The sequence below is a fragment of the Pseudoduganella albidiflava genome (assembly GCF_004322755.1).
Lineage (GTDB): Bacteria > Pseudomonadota > Gammaproteobacteria > Burkholderiales > Burkholderiaceae_D > Rugamonas > Rugamonas albidiflava.
Genome location: NZ_CP036401.1, coordinates 739,187 through 753,971, shown reverse-complemented (window position 1 = coordinate 753,971; position 14,785 = coordinate 739,187). Strand labels below are relative to the sequence as shown.

14 protein-coding genes and 1 tRNA gene are annotated in these 14,785 nt (G+C 65.2%); 7 read left to right on the top strand and 8 right to left on the bottom strand.

Annotated features, from left to right (window positions below; all coding sequences use genetic code 11):
* The first annotated feature begins 58 nt into the window (after positions 1-58).
* A complete protein-coding gene (locus tag EYF70_RS03270; protein WP_131144121.1) occupies positions 59-433 on the top strand; it encodes a hypothetical protein in 375 nt (124 codons plus the stop codon).
* 182 nt (positions 434-615) lie between these two features.
* Here EYF70_RS03270 and EYF70_RS03265 read toward each other — a convergent pair.
* The 3 genes from EYF70_RS03265 to pepN all read right to left on the bottom strand — a co-directional run bounded on the left by EYF70_RS03265 (position 616) and on the right by pepN (position 4,620).
* Positions 616-691 (bottom strand) — tRNA-Thr (locus tag EYF70_RS03265).
* A gap of 111 nt (positions 692-802) precedes the next feature.
* Positions 803-1,813 (bottom strand): class 1 fructose-bisphosphatase, encoded by a 1,011-nt coding sequence (locus tag EYF70_RS03260; protein ID WP_131144120.1) that lies wholly within the window; start codon positions 1,811-1,813, stop codon positions 803-805.
* A gap of 161 nt (positions 1,814-1,974) precedes the next feature.
* The gene (gene pepN / locus EYF70_RS03255; protein ID WP_131144119.1) at positions 1,975-4,620 is read right to left on the bottom strand and encodes an aminopeptidase N; all 2,646 of its coding nucleotides are present in this window, start codon (positions 4,618-4,620) and stop codon (positions 1,975-1,977) included.
* A gap of 180 nt (positions 4,621-4,800) precedes the next feature.
* Between pepN and EYF70_RS03250 the strand changes: the two genes are divergently transcribed.
* Positions 4,801-5,457 carry a DUF4136 domain-containing protein gene (locus EYF70_RS03250; RefSeq protein ID WP_131144118.1) on the top strand — a complete coding sequence of 219 codons (657 nt, stop codon included), beginning with the start codon at positions 4,801-4,803 and terminating at the stop codon, positions 5,455-5,457.
* A gap of 102 nt (positions 5,458-5,559) precedes the next feature.
* Here EYF70_RS03250 and EYF70_RS03245 read toward each other — a convergent pair whose 3' ends face one another.
* Genes EYF70_RS03245 through EYF70_RS03230 form a run of 5 tightly spaced genes read right to left on the bottom strand, consistent with a single transcriptional unit; the run spans position 5,560 to position 9,498 of the window.
* A complete protein-coding gene (locus EYF70_RS03245) occupies positions 5,560-7,062 on the bottom strand; it encodes a S41 family peptidase (RefSeq protein WP_131144117.1) in 1,503 nt (500 codons plus the stop codon).
* Entirely contained in the window at positions 7,059-7,181 is a 123-nt protein-coding gene (locus tag EYF70_RS31810) for a hypothetical protein (protein WP_259772413.1), read from the bottom strand. Before EYF70_RS31810 ends, EYF70_RS03245 begins: the two co-directional genes overlap by 4 nt.
* A 1-nt stretch (position 7,182) precedes the next feature.
* A complete protein-coding gene (locus EYF70_RS03240; protein ID WP_131144116.1) occupies positions 7,183-8,160 on the bottom strand; it encodes a quinone oxidoreductase family protein in 978 nt (325 codons plus the stop codon).
* Positions 8,157-8,570 (bottom strand): methylglyoxal synthase, encoded by a 414-nt coding sequence (locus EYF70_RS03235; RefSeq protein WP_131144115.1) that lies wholly within the window; start codon positions 8,568-8,570, stop codon positions 8,157-8,159. Before EYF70_RS03235 ends, EYF70_RS03240 begins: the two co-directional genes overlap by 4 nt.
* Position 8,571: 1 nt before the next feature.
* Entirely contained in the window at positions 8,572-9,498 is a 927-nt protein-coding gene (locus tag EYF70_RS03230) for a DMT family transporter (protein WP_131144114.1), read from the bottom strand.
* A gap of 212 nt (positions 9,499-9,710) precedes the next feature.
* Between EYF70_RS03230 and EYF70_RS31895 the strand changes: the two genes are divergently transcribed.
* The 5 genes from EYF70_RS31895 (at position 9,711) to nadD (ending at position 14,780) form a co-directional block, all read left to right on the top strand.
* Entirely contained in the window at positions 9,711-10,535 is an 825-nt protein-coding gene (locus tag EYF70_RS31895) for a DUF4214 domain-containing protein (protein ID WP_131144113.1), read from the top strand.
* Between the two features lie 219 nt (positions 10,536-10,754).
* Positions 10,755-11,483: a YebC/PmpR family DNA-binding transcriptional regulator gene (locus tag EYF70_RS03220; RefSeq protein WP_131144112.1), complete on the top strand. Its 729-nt coding sequence runs from the start codon at positions 10,755-10,757 to the stop codon at positions 11,481-11,483.
* 300 nt (positions 11,484-11,783) lie between these two features.
* Complete coding sequence (purD, locus tag EYF70_RS03215) at positions 11,784-13,052, top strand: phosphoribosylamine--glycine ligase (protein WP_131144111.1); 1,269 nt, start codon at positions 11,784-11,786, stop codon at positions 13,050-13,052.
* 133 nt (positions 13,053-13,185) lie between these two features.
* A complete protein-coding gene (gene hemF / locus EYF70_RS03210; protein ID WP_131144110.1) occupies positions 13,186-14,094 on the top strand; it encodes an oxygen-dependent coproporphyrinogen oxidase in 909 nt (302 codons plus the stop codon).
* A gap of 17 nt (positions 14,095-14,111) precedes the next feature.
* On the top strand, positions 14,112-14,780 hold the full coding sequence (gene nadD / locus EYF70_RS03205; protein ID WP_131144109.1) for a nicotinate (nicotinamide) nucleotide adenylyltransferase: 669 nt from the start codon (positions 14,112-14,114) through the stop codon (positions 14,778-14,780).
* Positions 14,781-14,785 lie beyond the last annotated feature (5 nt).

Sequence of the window (14,785 nt, the reverse complement as noted above, 5' to 3'; positions counted from 1 at the left end):
GATGAACGAATATTTGATCAACTTTTACCGGATGAACACTTACCACATGGAGCATGCAATGAAAAAAATCGCAGCAATGATGGCCCTGGGCCTGGCAATGGCGCTCAGCGCACCGGTCATCGCCCACGAAAGCCCGGCCAAGCACGGCGGCATCGTCAAGAGCGCGGGCGACCTGTCGTTCGAGCTGGTCAACAAGGACGGCAAGGTCACGATCCATGTCGACGATCACGGAGAACCCGTGGCGACGGCGGGCGCCACGGGCACGCTGACGGTCCTGAAGGGTACGCAGAAGTCGGAAACGACGCTGTCCGCCGGCGCCGGCAATACGCTGGTGGCGAAGGATGACGTGAAGCTGGAAGCCGGCAACAAAGTCCTGGCGCGGGTGACGCTGCCGGGGAAGCCTGCCGTCAGCGTGCGTTACGCGATCAAATAAGGGGACTCACTGCGGGGACTCACTGCGGGTAATCACGGCGGGTAACCACGACCCGCATGAGCGGTGGGCAAGGCGCCCGCCGCATCGGGAAGCTGCGCGGATAAACGCTACGAAAAAACGCTGCGAAAAAACAAAAGGGCTGCACGAAAACTCGTGCAACCCTTTGTTTTTACTGCCAATCTTGGTGCCGCTGACCGGAATCGAACTGGTGACCTTCGCATTACGAATGCGCTGCTCTACCGACTGAGCTACAGCGGCTAAACCTGGACAACTTGTTTAACCTGTCTTCCGCTGCACATGAAGCGCTGCGAAAGAGGCCACATTATAGCAACGGTTTTTACAGTTGACTAGGGTCTCTTTTCGAAAAGATTACGCGGTACCTTCGTGGTGATAGCCGGTGACCACCGCCACTTCATCGCGCGAGCCCAGGAACACGGGCACGCGCTGGTGCAGCGTGGTCGGCTGGATGTCGAGGATGCGGTGCTTGCCGTCGGTGGCCATGCCGCCGGCCTGCTCGACGATGAAGGCCATCGGGTTCGCTTCGTACATCAGGCGCAGCTTGCCCGGCTTGCTGGGGTCGCGCACGTCCGCCGGGTACATGAAGATGCCGCCGCGGTTGAGGATGCGGTGCACGTCGGCCACCATCGAGGCGATCCAGCGCATGTTGAAGTCGGCGCCGCGCGGGCCCGTGCTGCCGGCCAGCAGTTCGCCGATATAGCGCTGCACCGGCGGCTGCCAGTGGCGCTGGTTCGACATGTTGATGGCGAATTCCCGGGTCGTCGGGGGAATCTGCATGTTGCGCTGCGTGAGCACCCAGGAACCCATTTCACGGTCCAGCGTGAAGCAGTTCACGCCATTCCCGGTGGTCAGCACCAGCATCGTCTGCGGGCCGTACACCGCGTAGCCGGCGGCGACCTGCTTGCTGCCCGGCTGCAGGAAATCCGTTTCGGTCGGCGTCGCCATGCCTTCCGGCGCCTTGATCACCGAGAAGATGGTGCCGATCGACACGTTGACGTCGATGTTCGACGAGCCGTCCAGCGGATCGAACACCAGCATGTATTCGCCCTTCGGATAGCGGTTCGGGATCAGGTGGATGGTCTCCATCTCTTCGGAGGCCATCGCGGCCAGGTGGCCGCCCCACTCGTTCGCTTCGAGCAGGATCTCGTTCGAGATCACGTCGAGCTTCTTCTGCACTTCGCCCTGCACGTTCTCGCTTTCGAGCGCGCCCAGCACGTCACCGAGGGCGCCCTTGCCCACCGAGTGGGCGATGGTCTTGCAGGCACGCGAGACCACTTCGATCAGCAGGCGCAGTTCGGCCGGGATATTGTGGTGCTGGCGCTGTTCCTCGACGAGGTGTTGGGTAAGGCTGATACGTTTCATGGATTCCCTTTTTTTGATTACGATTTTTTACGGACGTATCGGGACCTCGAGAAACCGTAGCGAGCGACGTCAGACCTGGTTGAGAAGCGGAACCGTACTTCAGTACGGTGAGCATCGGAGACCAGCGGCTGGCGTTGCGCAGTAGGTTTATCGAGGTTCCCTCAGTTCGCCAGTGCTTTCGAGACTACTTCCATCACGTCGTTCGACAGCTTCGGCGCGCCGGCCACCCGTTCCAGTGCGCGGCGCATGTGCGCCTGCAGCTCGGGCGCATAGCGGCGCCAGCGGTCCATGCTGCGCGCGAAGCGGGCCGCCACCTGCGGGTTCAGCGCATCGAGCTTGACCACGTGCTCGGCCCAGAATTCATAGCCGCTGCCATCCTTGGCGTGGAATTGCGACGGGTTGTTGTTGGTAAAGCTGAACAGCAGGCTGCGCGCGCGGTTCGGCGTGCGCAGCGTGAAGGCCGGGTGCCCCATCAGCTCGCGCACGCGCGCCACGGTGGTGGTCGGCGCGCTGGCCTGCATGGCGAACCACTTGTCGACCACCAGCGCCTCGCCCTTGAACTGGTCGTAGAACGCCTGCAGCTGCGCTTCGACATCGGCGCCGCTGTGGATCAGCGCCGTCAGCGCCGATGCGCGGTCGGTCATGTTGGTCGCTTCGTTGAACTGGCGGCGCGCCAGGTCGAGCGTGAAGGCGTCCGGCGCGGCCAGCAGGTAGGCAAGCGACAGGTTCTTCAGGCCGCGCTTGCCGGCCGAGACGGCGTCCGGGCTGTAGTCGCCCGGCGTCTGGTTGGCCGCGATGGCGTTCAACAACTCGCTGCGCAGCATGACGGCAATGGTCCTGCGCATGAACTGGCGGGCGTGGTGGATGGCCTGCGGATCGACCACCTCCATCTGGTCCGCAATCACGGATTCGGATGGCAGGATCAGCGCCTGCTCGCGGAATGCCGCTTCCAGCGTGCTGTCGAGCAGCAGCGCGCGCTGCGCCGAGACGAAGGTGTAGTCCAGGTCGAGCACTTCGCCCGCCTGCACGGCGGCGGTCAGCTTGAGCAGGCGCGCCATGGCGAGGCGCTGCCCGGCTTCCCAGCGGTTCACCGGGTCGCTGTCATGGCGGAACAGGTGCAGCAGTTCGTCGTCCGTGTACGGGTATTCGAGGATCACGGGGGCCGAGAAATCGCGCAGCAGCGATGGCGTGGGCGCTTCGGCAATGCCGTCGAAGGTGAATTCCTGCCGTGCTTCGGTCAGTTCCAGCACCACCGTGGTGTCGCCATCCGGGTTCAGCGGCATGTCGCGGCCGCCGCCGTCCAGCAGGCCAACGGCCACGGGAATATGGAACGGCAGCTTTTCCGGCTGGCCGGGGGTCGGCGGGCACCGTTGCGCCAGCGTCAGCACATAGCGGTGCGCGGCGGCATCGTACTCGCCGCTGGCGGTGACGACCGGCGTGCCGGCCTGGCTGTACCAGCGCTCGAACTGCGTGAGGTCGCGGCCGCTGGCGGATGCCATCGCGGCGCGGAAATCGTCGCACGTGACGGCCTGTTCGTCATGGCGCTGGAAGTACAGGTCCATGCCCTTGCGGAAGCCTTCGCGGCCCAGCAGGGTCTGGTACATGCGCACCACTTCGGCACCCTTTTCATACACGGTCACCGTGTAGAAATTGTTAATCTCCACGAAGGAATCCGGGCGCACCGGGTGCGCCATCGGGCCGGCGTCTTCCGGGTACTGGGCCTGGCGCAGCGTGCGCACCTGGTCGATGCGGGTGACGGCGCGGCCGCTGGCCGTGCCGATCATGTCGGCCGAGAATTCCTGGTCGCGGAACACGGTCAGGCCTTCCTTCAGCGACAGCTGGAACCAGTCGCGGCACGTGACCCGGTTGCCGGTCCAGTTGTGGAAGTATTCATGGCCGACCACGGCTTCGATGCCGGCATAGTCGATGTCCGTGGCGGTGGCCGGATTGGCCAGCACGAACTTGGTGTTGAAGATGTTCAGGCCCTTGTTTTCCATCGCGCCCATGTTGAAATCGCCGACGGCGACGATCATGAAGCGGTCCAGGTCGAGCTCGAGGCCCCAGCGCTCCTCGTCCCAGCGGATCGAGTTCTTCAGCGACTGCATGGCGTAGTCGGTCTTGTCGAGATTGCCTTCCTCGACCCATACCTGCAGCAGCGCATCGCGGCCATCGGCCAGCCTGAAGGTTTCTTCCTGGCAGACCAGTTTCGCGGCCACCAGCGCGAACAGGTATGACGGCTTCTTGAACGGGTCTTCCCACTTGGCGTAATGGCGGCCGTCGTCGAGGTCGCCCGCTTCCACCAGGTTGCCGTTCGACAGCAGCACCGGGTATTTTTCCTTGTCGGCGCGTAGCATCACGGTGAACACGGCCATCACGTCCGGCCGGTCGGGGAAATAGGTGATGCGGCGGAAGCCTTCCGCCTCGCATTGCGTGTAGAAGCTGCCGTTCGACACATACAGCCCGGAAAGCGTGGTGTTCTTTTCCGGCGCGCAGGTGGTCTCGATTTCCAGGACAACGTTCAACGGCGCCTTCTTGATGGTCAGCGTGTTCGTCCCCAATATGTACTGGCCTGGGTTCAGTTCGGTACCGTTCAGCCTCAGCGCCACCAGTTCGATGTCCTCGCCGTGCAGGACGATCTCGCGCTCGTTCTTGCCGCCCTTGCTGTCGGGATTGTGGCGGAGCGTGATCCGGTTGGCGACGATCGTGCGGGCGGGGTCGAGATCGAAACCCAGTTCCACCGTTTCAACGAGGTAGCTGGGCGGCGTGTAATCCTTGCGGTAAATCGTCTGCGGGCTGTCGGTTCTCATGGGCCTTCACCTTCGTTGCGGACAAAAGATCATTTTACCAACACCGTGGCTTTCGTACGGCGATTTGCTGCCGAACGTTTCAGCTTTCCGTACTGCCGTAACATTCTGTAATAATCGAGTGGTGCAAGCGGACGGGTCATACACTAACTGTGGGGAAATACCTTTTTCTGGGAGTAGATCATGAAATTCTTCGCCATCCTTGTCGCAGCTGGCAGCTTGCTGCTCGGCGGGTGCGCAACCACCATCCGCAGCGACGTCACGGTGTTCCACGAGTGGCCGGCCCAGCTGCAGGAGAAAACCTACGTGTTCGATACGCCCGCGCCGAGCGAGGACACGCTGGAATACCGCAGCTACCAGGGTCTTGTTGCCAATGAACTGTCGAAGCTGGGCTTCGCCCAGGCCGGCGCGCCCGAGCAGGCCAGGCTGCGTGTCGACATGGCATTCTCGACCATCGACCGGCCGACCCGCGTGCTGCAGGCCTACGATCCGTTCTGGACCGGCGCCGGGCCGTACTGGAGCATGTACGGCGCGTGGCCGTACCGCGGCGGCTTCTATCCGTCGCGCTACCGCTATCGCCACTGGGCGTTCCGGCCGTACTACGATCCATGGATGTTCGGCCCGACCGAGTACCGCGAAGTCATCCGGCACAACTACGAGCGCAAGCTGAATGTCTCGATCGCCGACAATACCGGCAAGAAGCTGTATGACGTGACGGTGCAGAACACCAGCCGGCGGCAATCGACGCCTTCGGTGATGCCGCTCCTCGTGCAGAGCGCGTTTACCGGCTTCCCGGGCGAGAGCGGCAAGGCGAAGCAGATCGATCTCGAGCTGCAGTAGAACGGCGTTCCGCGCCGATAAGGTCCAGGGAAAATGGGACGGACCGGGACGCCGGACCGCCTGTTTCTAAGGAAATTTCCTGGAAACAGGCTCCGTCCCTGTTTATTTTACGTGCGCGCCAGCAGATGCGAGATCGCGCTCGACCACGGCCTGGAACTCGGCGGTAGTCCACTGCAGGGCGGTCACGGCGATGTCCGGGCGGTAGAACTCGCCGTTGCCGCGCGGCCGGTTGACATACAGCTTGACAGGCACGATCACGCGGGCGAGGCCGCCCGGCAACTCCTGCGAGCGCACTTCCATATAGGTCGAATCGGCCGAGCTGGGCGCGCCGATCAGCCTGGTGTTCGGGAACAGCTTGAAGTAATCGATCGCGTCCAGGCACGCACTGGCGCAGTCGCCCGGTACGATCACGTACACCGGCCGCGTGAAGGCCGGCGGGTCGCCCGGCCGGTTCGCCTGCGGGTTCGCCTGTGCCGGCGGCGCATCCTCGTTGGCGATGTAATACGGCTTGCCGGCCGCCAGCGCCGCGCGCATGCCCGCTTCCAGCGCCGCCGCCCAGGCCGCGATCGCCGTTTCCTTTTTGGCGGTGAACGTCTCGACGATGGACCTGAAGTGGGCGATATTGTCCGGCGTCGCCCGGTACCACACACGCTCGCTGGCGGTACGCGCCTCGGCAAGGCGCCGTACCCGGTCGGCGCCCCACAGCGCGGCGGCGAACTGCCCGCTCCACACTGAGTTGCCGCCGCCGTTACGGCGCAGGTCGATCACCACCGCATCCGCGTCCAGCAGGCGTTCGCGCTGCGTTTCCACCTGACGATAGACGGCGTGGTACGAGGCTCGCTCGGCGTCCGATGGATGGAAGGTGGGCATCGCCATCCAGAACAGCTTCGGACGCGGCTCGGTCAGCCCGACCGGCAGCGTATCCGGTGCCAGGTTGTCGTCGCGCCAGGTCAATGCCTGGGCCGTCATCGGCCGCCAGGCCAGCTCGCGCTCGATGCGCCCGCCGCCCCACTCGAACACGCAGCGCGCCGGCCGTGCCAGGAAGGGGTTCTGCGAATCGACGAACAGCCAGGGCGCAAGACTCCACCACTGGCCCTCTTCGTCGATGCGGCCCTCGAAGGCGAACACGTTCTCCGTCATCAGTTGCCGGGCCAGCTTGCCATCGCACGACACGATCCGCTCGCCCTGACGCGCCGCGCCCTCTTCCGCGGCATAGACATACAGGTCGCCGCGCCAGGCCGCCACGAAGCCGGGCCACTGCCGGCGCGCCCGCACGCTGCTGTCGATCCTCGGGCGCACGCCCGCGTGACCGTCGTGGATGCGTGCCGTGAATCCCTGCAGCGCCGCCACGTAGCCGTTGGCGTCGGCCACCCTGGCGGCCAGTGCCAGGCCATGGTCGCGTGCCGCCTCGAGGTTGCCGACGAAGGCCGGGTTATGCGGATCGCGCGCGCCGGCGTGGTTTGCCAGCGTGATGTCGTAGGCGGCCGCGATGTCGCGCGCCGCGGCCGCCTGCCAGCCGGCCGGCGCATCGGGCAGTTCGGGCGCAGGGCCGGCAGCGGCGGCAGCGCCAGCGGCCAGCATCAGGATCGGGAGCAGCCGCTTCATGTCAACAACGCTTCGCTGGCAAAGGTGATCAGCACCACCAGCACCAGCGCCAGCAGCAGCGCGACCAGCAGGCGGCCGAATTTCGGGTTGCCGTCGTCTTCTTCGTTCGGGCTGGCCATGTCAGCGCGGCACCAGGATCGAGGAGCCGGTGGTCTTGCGCGACTCCAGGTCGATGTGCGCCTGCGCCACGTCCGGCAGGTGGTAGCGCTGGTGGATGGCGATCTTCACTTCGCCGCTGGCCACCACGCCGAACAGCGAGCGGGCGGTGGCTTCCAGGTCTTCGCGTTTTGCCGTGTAGTGCATCATCGTGGGGCGCGTGAGGAACAGCGAGCCGCGCGATTGCAGTTCCGATGGCGCGAACGCCGGCACCGGCCCGGAGGCGTTGCCGAAACTGACCATCAGGCCCAGCGGCGCCAGGCAATCGAGCGAGCCGTGGAAGGTATCCTGGCCGATCGAATCGTAGACCACCGACACGCCCTCGCCACCCGTCAGCTCGCGCACCTTGTCGACGAAGTTCTCGCGCCGGTAGTTGATCACGTGCGCCGCGCCGTGTTCGATCGCCAGCGCGGCCTTTTCCTCCGAGCCCACCGTGCCGATCAGGTTCACGCCCAGCACCTTGGCCCACTGGCAGGCGATCAGGCCGACGCCGCCGGCGGCCGCGTGCCACAGGATCGTGTCGCCCGGCTTCAGGTGCGCGGTGCGGTGCAGCAGGTACTGCGCCGTCATGCCCTGCAACATCATGGCCGCCGCCGTGTCGAAAGCGATCTTTTCCGGCAGCACCACCAGCAGGCTGGCCGGCAGGTTGCGCACCTGCGCGTAGGCGCCGTTCGGCCGGCCGGCATAGGCCACGCGGTCGCCCACCTTCACGTGCGTGACGCCCTCGCCCACCGCTTCCACCGTGCCGGCGCCTTCCATGCCGAGGCCGTTCGGCAGCGGCTGCGGATACAGGCCGGTACGGAAATACACGTCGATGAAGTTCAGGCCGATCGCCGCGTGCTGCACGGTGGCTTCGCCGGGGCCCGGCGGACCGACGTCGACATCCACGTACTCCATCACCTCCGGGCCGCCGGTGCGGCTCATCCGTATTGCCTTGCTCATCGTTCCTCCCCGTTCGATGCGGCGCTGGCCGCCTGCAGCTGCGACAGTACCAGGTGCGCCGTCGCCATGTTGGTGGCACAGGCCACGTTGTGCACGTCGCAGGCGCGCACCAGCGCATTGATGTCCGGCTCGTGCGGTTGCGGCGTCATCGGATCGCGCAGGAAGATCACCGCGTCGATACGGTCTTCCACCAGCAGTGCGCCGATCTGCAGGTCGCCGCCCAGCGGGCCGGAATGCTTGCGGTCCACCGTCAGGCCCAGTTCGGCGGCCAGCCGCCCGCCCGTGGTGCCGGTGGCGGTCAGCGTGCAGCGGCGCAGGAACGCCGCATATTCGCCGGCCAGGGCGATCATGTCGTCTTTCTTCTTGTCGTGGGCGATCAGGGCAATCCGGGGAGCTGCGGAGGAAGTCATGTCAATTTCCATTTCTTGGTTTGGCCGCATGGGCATTCGAGAGCAGGTAGATCCCGGCCAGCACCAGCGCGGTGCCGGCCAGTTGCCAGCTCGTGACGGGTTCGGCAAGGATGACAGCGCCGAGGAACAGCGTGGAAACGGGGCCGATCATGCCCGCCTGCAACGCCGCGCCGGCGCCGATGCGCTGCACGGCGGTCATCGTCATGAACACCGGCGCCACGGTGCATAGCAGGCCGTTCGCCAGCGACAGGCCGTACACCGGCAGCGGCTGAAGCAGGCCCGCCGCGGGGCGCAGCAGGAAGTACTGCGCGAGGCAGGCGGCGCTGGACACGCACATCGCGTAGGCCACCAGCCGCAGCGCGCCGAGGCGCTTGACCATCTCGCCGGACAGCAGAAGATAGGCCGCGTAGGCCGCGGCGGACCCCAGCACGAGCGCTGAACCCAGCAGCACGTTGGGGCCGCCGCCCTGCAGGTCGTGCACGAAGACGAGGACGATGCCGGCATACGACACGGCCAGCGCCAGCCATTGCAGGCGGCCGATGTGCTGGCGCAGCCAGGTGGCCGAGATCAGCAGCACGAACGTGGGCGTGAGGAACAGGATCAGCCGTTCCAGGCCCACGGTGATGTACCGCAGGCCGAGGAAATCGAGAAAGCTGGACAGGTAATAGCCGACCAGCCCGAGCCCCACGATGCGCCAGCGGTCGCCGGCCGACAGCGGCGCGGCGCCGCGCATCTTCCACAGCGCCACGGCGGCGAACACGGGCAGCGAAAACAGCATGCGGAAGGCGATCAGCGTGACGGCATCGATGTGATAGCGGTACAGCAGCTTGGCGATGACGGCCTTGGCGGAAAACAGCATGGCCCCGCCGATGGCCAGCGCCAGACCGCCCAGGTAGGACGGGGCTGGAGTCGTGATGGTCTTGTCCATCGGGTCATTGTACGGGCAAAACCGGCTTCCTTGCGGCCCCGGCCTATACACCGGATCGGGTCGCGCCATCGCACGGTTGAAAGTCACCATCGACAACTCAGCAATTTCCTTGTAGTCTTGACAATGCATTTTTGTTATCTTCATTAGACAAGTTCGGCCACGGCGACACGTGGCATCCAGCAATTGAAAATCAGGAATACAAGGAAATCATCATGGCAGACTCACCAACCTTCCAGAGCGGCACCGCCGCCAGCGAGACCCTGACCGGCGGTGCCGGGCAAGACGTCATCTCGGGCCAGGGCGGCGCGGACACGCTGATCGGCGGCGACGGCAACGACGGCCTGTACAGCGGCGAGTTCAACGTTACCACCGGTTCACAGCCCGACCTGGTTGGCGACCGGCTCGACGGCGGTGGCGGCAACGACCAGCTGACGGGCGGCTCCGGCAACGACCTTCTGATCGGCGGTGCCGGCACCAACAACCTGATCGGTGGTGATGGCATCGACACCGCCGTCTACGCGGGCAAACGCGGCGACTACACGCTGGCGTCCAAGGATGGCCTGCCGGGCGCCGTGTTCGCGTCCGAGGGTCCGAGGGACACGCTGACGTCCGTCGAGCGCCTGAACTTCTCGGATGTCTCGATCGCCTACGATATCGACGGCAACGCCGGCAAGATGTACCGCCTGTACCAGGCGGCGCTGAACCGCACGCCCGACAAGGAAGGCCTGGGATTCTGGCTGAAGGTAGCGGACAATGGCGGGAGCCTGGAGGGCCTGGCGGCAGGCTTCACCGGCAGCGCGGAATGGGCGCGCCTGTATGGCCGGGAATCGACCGACGAACTGTTCCTCACCAACCTGTACCTGAATGCGCTGCACCGGGAACCGGACGCGGCGGGCTTCGCCTTCTGGCTCGGCGCAATGGACAGCGGCGCCACCCGCGAGCAACTGCTGATCGGCTTCTCGGAAAGCACGGAAAATCGCGCAGCGGTCATCGGCAGCATCCAGGACGGTATCGAATACATTCCGTTCGCCGGCTAAGGCACAGCTGAGCCTTGGCCGACGGCATCCGGGCGGCGGCTGGGCAGTGGCTCGAGCAGCGGCTCGATCAATGGCTCGACCGGTGGCTCGAGCACTCGCTCCAGCAGTGGCCAGCCAGTGGCTGAATAACCCCGGGCCCGGGCCGCGGCGGTGCGATCGGCAGGGGGCGGTATGCTAGAATACCGCCCTCGATTGCATACCGTCTAAGGAAAAGCGAACATGGCTGGACACAGCAAATGGGCCAATATCAAGCATAAAAAGGCTGCAACGGACGCGAAACGCGGCAAGATCTGGACGCGCCTCATCAAGGAAATCACCGTTGCCGCGCGCATGGGCGGCGGCGACATCTCGACCAATCCGCGCCTGCGCCTGGCGGTGGACAAGGCGGCCGATGCCAATATGCCGAAAGACAACGTGCAACGCGCGATCACGCGCGGCACCGGTGGCGAAGACGGCGCAAACTACGAGGAAGTCCGCTACGAAGGCTACGGCATCGGCGGTGCGGCGGTCATCGTCGACTGCATGACCGACAACCGGGTGCGTACCGTGGCCGAAGTGCGCCACGCGTTCAGCAAATTCGGCGGCAACATGGGCACGGAAAATTCCGTGTCGTTCCTGTTCAAGCACTGCGGCCAGTTCCTGTTCGCCCCCGGCACCGATGAAGCGAAGCTGATGGATGCGGCGCTGGAAGCCGGCGCCGAAGACGTGGTCGCGGACGAGGAAGGCGGCTTCGAAGTGCTGTGCGCGCCGAACGATTTCGCCGCCGTCAAGGATGCGCTGGACAAGGCCGGCTTCAAGGCCGAAGTGGCCGAGATCGTGATGAAGCCTGCCACCGAGACCGTGTTTACCGGCGACGACGCGGTAAAGATGCAGAAACTGCTGGACGCGCTGGAAAACCTGGACGATACCCAGGAAGTCTATACCAACGCCGTGATCGAAGAGCAGTAATCGAAGAGCAGTCATTCCAGCGCAGTGATCGAACAGCAGTGATCGAACACCGTGGGCCGCAGTGATCGAAACGCAGTGATCGAACCGCGGTGATGGAATCGCAGTGATCGGATAATTTGCAGCGGGCAACATGGCGGTACCGGTCTTCAGGCGGCATCCTGCGCCACCCGGTGCGGCAAAAAATTGATCGCATGAAGCAGCAGCGGCCCGCGGGCCGCTGTTTCAGTCTCCGAGGTTCTTTCCCCATGCGCGCGCAGGCGCATGCGGAAACAGCTTCTAAAAAACCAACCGAAGATCCTTATGAAAATTCTGGTAGTCGGCTCCGGCGGCCGCGAGCATGCGCTGGCTTGGAAATTGGCCCAATCGGAACGGGTGCAGATCGTCTACGTCGCCCCCGGCAACGGTGGCACGGCACGCGATCCACGCCTGCAGAACCTGCCGGTCACGGACCTGGGCGCGCTGGCCGAATTCGTCACGCGGGAACATATCGCCCTGACCGTGGTGGGCCCGGAGACGCCGCTGGCCGGCGGCATCGTCAACCTGTTCCGCGCGCGCGGCCTGAAGGTCTTCGGCCCCACGAAGGAAGCGGCGCAGCTGGAATCGTCGAAGGACTTCGCCAAGGCGTTCATGAAGCGGCACGGCATTCCCACCGCCGAGTATGAAACGTTCAGCGATGCGGCGCAGGCGCACGCCTACATCGACGCGAAAGGCGCGCCGATCGTGATCAAGGCCGATGGCCTGGCCGCCGGCAAGGGCGTGGTGGTGGCGATGACGCTCGAGGAAGCGCACCAGGCGGTCGAGCACATGCTGTCCGACAACCGCTTCGGCGACGCCGGCGCGCGCATCGTCATCGAGGAATTCCTGGCCGGCGAGGAAGCATCGTTCATCGTCATGTGCGATGGCAAGAACGTGCTGCCGCTGGCCACCAGCCAGGATCACAAGCGCCTGCTCGACAACGACCAGGGCCCGAACACGGGCGGCATGGGCGCCTACTCGCCCGCGCCGATCGTGACGCCGGCGATGCATGCGCGCGTGATGCGCGAGATCATCAACCCCACGATCGCCGGCATGGCCAAGGATGGCATTCCATTCTCCGGCTTCCTGTACGCGGGCCTGATGATCGACGCGGCCGGCAATCCGAAGACGCTGGAATTCAACTGCCGCATGGGCGATCCGGAAACCCAGCCGATCATGGCGCGCCTGAAGACGGACCTGGTGACCGTGATGGAACATGCCGTGAACGGCACGCTCGACGCCGTGGGCCTGGAATGGGACCGCCGCACCGCGGTCGGCGTGGTGCTGGCCGCGGCCGGCTATCCGGACGATCCCGTGAAGGGCAACGTCATCGAGGGCATCCCGGCCGAAACGCCGGAGTCGGTCACGTTCCACGCCGGCACGGCCGAAGTGGATGGCCAGCTGGTCACTTCCGGCGGCCGCGTGCTGTGCGTGGTCGGCCTGGGCGATTCGGTCAAGCTGGCACAGAAGCAGGCCTATGAAACGGTCGGGGAAATCCGCTTCGACGGCATGCAGTGCCGCCGCGATATCGGCTGGCGTGGGTTGAAGCACTAGGGCTTAAAGCTTAGTTCTTCCAATCATTTACCCCAAGCGCAAATGCCGGGGTCAGACCCGCCGGGTCGGACCCCAGGTTTCTGCCCCTGGGTTTTCTTCAAATTCGTCGACGCTTCAAAAAAAGAACAAGCCAATGACCACCCCCAACCCCGAAGCCGTCAAGGCCTGGCTGATCGACCTGCAGGAACGCATCGTGTCCGCCCTCGAAGAGGCGGACGGCACGCCGTTCCTGCGCGACGCCTGGCAGCGCCCCGAAGGCGGCGGCGGCATCTCGCGTCTCGTCGAGGAAGGCAATGTGCTGGAACGGGGCGGTTGCAATTTCTCGCACGTGACGGGCGCGAAGCTGCCGCCATCGGCCGCGGCGCATCGCCCCGGCATCGGCGGGCGTGCCTGGGAAGCGATGGGCGTGTCGCTGGTGCTCCACCCGCGCAACCCGTACGCGCCCACGGTGCACATGAACGTGCGCTTCTTCTCGACGTCCACCGAGGATGGCACGCCGGTCTGGTGGTTCGGCGGCGGCATGGACCTGACGCCGTATTACGGCAACGAGGCGGACGTGCGCCATTTCCACCGCAGCTGCCGCGAGATGCTGGCGCCGTTCGGCGACGACCTGCACCCGCGCTTCAAGCAGTGGTGCGACGAGTACTTTTACCTGAAGCACCGCCAGGAGGCGCGCGGCGTCGGCGGCATCTTCTTCGACGATTTCAACGAGCGCGATTTCGACACCAGCTTCGCGATGGTGCAGAGCGTGGGCGACGGCTTCCTGGGCGCCTACCTGCCGATCCTGCGCAACCGCATGGACACGCCGTACGGTGAACGGGAGCGCGATTTCCAGGCTTACCGGCGCGGCCGCTACGTGGAATTCAACCTCGTGTTCGACCGCGGCACGCTGTTCGGCCTGCAGTCGGGCGGGCGCACCGAGGCGATCCTGATGTCGATGCCGCCGATCGTCAAGTGGCGCTACGACTGGCACCCGGCGGAGGGCACGCCGGAGGCGGCGCTGTACACCGACTTCCTGCCGCACCGCGACTGGCTGGCGTGACCGCGCAGCACTCCACCGTGCCCCGCTGTGTCCTGCTGCTGGGCGGCAGCTTCGATCCGATCCATAACGGCCATGTGGCGCTCGGCGCCACGTTCGTGCGCCTGCTGGGCGCCGCCGAGCTGCGCGTGATCCCGACCGTGCCGTGGCAGAAAAGCAGCCTGGTGGCGACACCGTCCCAGCGCGCCGACATGGCCGCGCTGGCGTTTGCCGGCCAGCCGTACCGGGTGGTGGTCGACCGGCAGGAGATCGACCGGGGCCGGCCCACCTACACGGTCGAGACGCTGCGCGCGCTGCGTGCGGAACTTGGACCGAAGTACGGCGAAGAGACTGCGCTGTGCTTCCTGATGGGTGCCGACCAGCTGCAGCGGCTCGATACCTGGCGCGACTGGCGGGAGCTGTTCGGCCTGGCGCACCTGTGCGTGGCGGCCCGCCCCGGCTTCTCGCTCGACGGGCCGGACATCCCGGCCGCCGTGGCGGCCGAGTTCCGTGGCCGCCTGGTGGCGCCGGAACAACTGTGCAGCCGGCCGGCCGGAAATACCTGCATCGCGGCCGACCTGGCGGTGGATATCTCCTCGACCCGCATCCGGCAATGGCTGGCGGGCGGAAACTATGAATACGATAGCGGCTCGCCGATTCCGGCGCCGGTGCTAGACTATATCGAACAACATAATCTTTATAAGAAGTAAAACTG